This window comes from Bacteroides sp. An279 (genome assembly GCF_002159615.1).
GTDB classification, from domain to species: Bacteria; Bacteroidota; Bacteroidia; order Bacteroidales; family Bacteroidaceae; genus Phocaeicola; species Phocaeicola intestinalis.
Map to the genome: position 1 here is coordinate 1 of NZ_NFJA01000167.1, position 3,153 is coordinate 3,153.

At 41.4% G+C, this 3,153-nt stretch carries 3 protein-coding genes; all 3 read left to right on the forward strand.

Features of this window, described 5'->3' with window-relative positions; genetic code table 11:
• Nucleotides 1-815 (forward strand): IS30 family transposase (locus B5F78_RS16215; RefSeq protein WP_087407227.1); only part of this gene is annotated, 815 nt, incomplete at its 5' end.
• Nucleotides 816-1,541: 726 nt separating this feature from the next.
• Nucleotides 1,542-1,703: an NUMOD3 domain-containing DNA-binding protein gene (locus B5F78_RS16220; RefSeq protein ID WP_087407228.1), complete on the forward strand. Its 162-nt coding sequence runs from the start codon at nt 1,542-1,544 to the stop codon at nt 1,701-1,703.
• Between the two features lie 101 nt (nt 1,704-1,804).
• Nucleotides 1,805-2,782, forward strand: coding sequence for a hypothetical protein (locus B5F78_RS16225; RefSeq protein ID WP_087407229.1), 978 nt, complete (start codon nt 1,805-1,807; stop codon nt 2,780-2,782).
• The last annotated feature ends 371 nt before the right edge of the window (nt 2,783-3,153 follow it).

The window sequence follows — 3,153 nt, forward strand, 5'->3', positions numbered from 1 at the left end:
CGCCGAGCGGCAAGTATGTATGGAACAAGGCGCATGACATGGCAGAATCCCGCCGGTGTCATACGCCCGGCAACAGGGGGCTGGATGATGTGCTGCAATGGCGCATCATCGAGCTGATAAAAAACGAGCAATGGTCTCCCCGGCAGATATCCGGACGTTTAAGGTTGGAGGGTATAAACGTCTCACATGAAGCCATTTACGGTCTTATACGCAAGGACGAAAGCGGAGAGTTAGCCTCCCATTGCCGCCATAAGATGAAATATAAGCGCAAGGCCTCCCGCCGGCATGAAACCAAGGCTACGAACATCCGTAACCGCATAAGCATACACCAACGTCCGGTGGAAGCCGACGGCAGGCGTTTCGGAGATTGGGAGATGGACCTCATCGTGGACAAGGACAGCAACGCCATCCTGACGCTGACGGAAAGGAGCACGAACTTCCTGCTCATGGAGAAACTCAAACAGGGAAAGAAGGCCGGGCCGGTGGCGAAAGCCGTGTGGAGGCTGCTTCTACCTTACAAAGGGGAGGCCTTGAAGTCCATAACCACGGACAACGGCAGCGAGTTTGCGGAGCATGAATGGATAACCGGAAAACTGAACGTACCTGTGTATTTTGCCGATTCCTATTGCGCGTGGCAGAAAGGAGCCATAGAAAACGCCAACAAGCTGGTACGCCAATATATCCCGAAAGGGACGGACATCAGCACCGTCACAGAAGGGAAAATTGCTAAAATCAGGAAGAAAATCAACGCTAGACCGAGGGAAAAACTCAATTTCTTGACGCCTAAGGAGGTCTTTTTCAAAAATATTTCGTAATGTTGCACTCGCTGGTTGACTCTGCCCACAAGCCGGAAGCAAGCTCAATCAATCCAAGAGTATTGTTTTCTGATAAAGAATTGAGAAATTCTATGTTTGAAATGTCAGGCATGTGGCTCTTAGCATTGCAGACGATGATATACACCTACGCTTTTTCTCATCATCCATTTCTTAATTCGTAAATTTCTACAGAGTCCTTTTGGTTTACAAAATAGAGTTTTAGTACGCCCGAAAAAAAGAAAAACCCCTGATAATCTTTCGACTATCAGGGATTTGAGGTACCCTTGACCGTTCTGTTCTCGAACCAATTTTTAGAGGACTTGGATAAGATTTGGGAGTTGAGGCATTGGATTCCTGACCCCACAAAGCCAATACTTCCACCTAACAAAGTTCAAAGAACGACGGTTTGATTTCTTTTTCGCAAAGACTGTTTCTTAGGTATATGGCCAAAAGAATACAGAAAAACTTACCCCTAAATTATGGGCAAGCACTTTCAGTAGTGTTTTTGTCAGGGATGGACTTGTAACATATTGGCAGGTAGGGGGATGTATGTCTTCCTACCCCCGTATCCCCGCTTATAATGCCTTCCTTAAGGAAAAGGGGTATGTCTTTAATCCAAGTGCTTTGTCATCCTCAAAATTTTCTACAGAATTTGAGAGGAACTTACTAATCTTGATAATCCTTTCAGTCTTACCTATATTTATATATGTATAATGGATTAAGAGTATGAAAAGAATTACAAGACAAAGAAGCGAAGAAACGAAACGCAAAATCAGCGCAAGCCTCAAAGGGCGGGCTAAAAGTGCGCAACACAAGAGGGCGATATCAGTTGCCCTCAAAGCCTATTGGGAAACGATTCCTGATAGTATAGATAGTGAGAATAAATAGAAGAGAGGCTGTCACCTCTCTCTGTTATCGCATTATCAAAAGGGGGAAATGTAGCCCGTAGAGTACATTTCTGAAAAATAAAAAGGATATTCTTATGAATAGTGACTTATTTAACATTCGACAGGCTGAAGATAAAAGCCAACTATAAATATCTGTTAGAACGACAGATTCAGTTCAACCAAACGTATAATTCCAAGAATGGGGAATTAACAGGTCTATATTACTCATCCAAGAATGATAAGAGTGTACCATTCAACTTATACATTGCAATAAGCAAACCACAGCAAACATTAACCTTGGAGTTTTCGAGTAAGATACTTGGAGAAGATTATCCCAAGCTCATATCCAAACACACCATTCGTCAATGCCTTGAAAACATCAACAAGTTGGGTATCTGCCTTATTGATGTGGAAGGTATATTGCAAACGGGATGTGTCACCTCTGCAGATGTAACCAAGGATGTACATGCAACCCTATCAGATGAAACCCTGCAAGCATTGTCAATATGGGTAAAGAATTACAGACGCTACAAATGGGATTATTACGATAGTGAAGGTATAGACTTCATTAGAGACGTTAAATCTTCCAAGTGTAAAGAGTGCATCCGTATCTATCGCAAAGAGAAAGAAATAATCAAGCCTAAGAATAAGGACTTTCTTTCTATACTCCCTAACAAATGGGAGGTCGTAAAGCAATTCAATGGTGTAACAAGGTTTGAGGTAAAACTTGAAACTATTGGTAAAGTTAGAAGTTACCTTAACCTCAGAGACACTTATATCAATGAGGTGTTGAATGCAGAAGCCAACCTCATACTGACTATGTACGACCGAGTATTTGGCCACACTTCAGACGTGCCCGAAATTCAAGCAGACACCTTTGATGATTTTGCTATGCAGAAGATATTGAATGCATACCACGGAGATATAAAAACAATCGAGATGACTTTGAAACCTCTCTATGCTTCCCGTTCAGGATTTGACAAGAGAATGACTAAAATCCGTCAGACTTGGGAAAAGATGCTGAATAGTACAAGTGGTGGAATCAACTATGTAAATTCGGTGAGAAATCTTTTGGTTTGACTAACTGTAGCAAAATGAGAACTGTATCAAAATAATCTTTCAACGGACTTTGATACAGTATCTTTTATGTATCAGCATAATCTAAAAGGTTATAGTGATTCAAAAGTATGGCAATCAAAAGTTGATACCAATAATGTATCTGTTTTTGATTGTAGTTTCTATATAGAATGGAAGCGGCCTTGATCCGTTTCTTATAATAGAAAATATCAATACAGCAAATATTTTCAGGAAAATCTGCCTATGCAAAGCGATTTTTTTGTATCGGCAGAGTCAACCAGCGAGTGCAACATTACGAAATATTTTTGAAAAAGACCTCAGCCGGAGTCAAGAAATTGAGTTTTTCTCTCGGTCTGGCATTAATTTTCTTCCTG

Coding starts and splice junctions, on each gene's coding strand:
- B5F78_RS16220 (WP_087407228.1), top strand. CDS start 1,542: ATGAAAAGAATTACAAGACAAAGAAGCGAAGAAACGAAACGCAAAATC.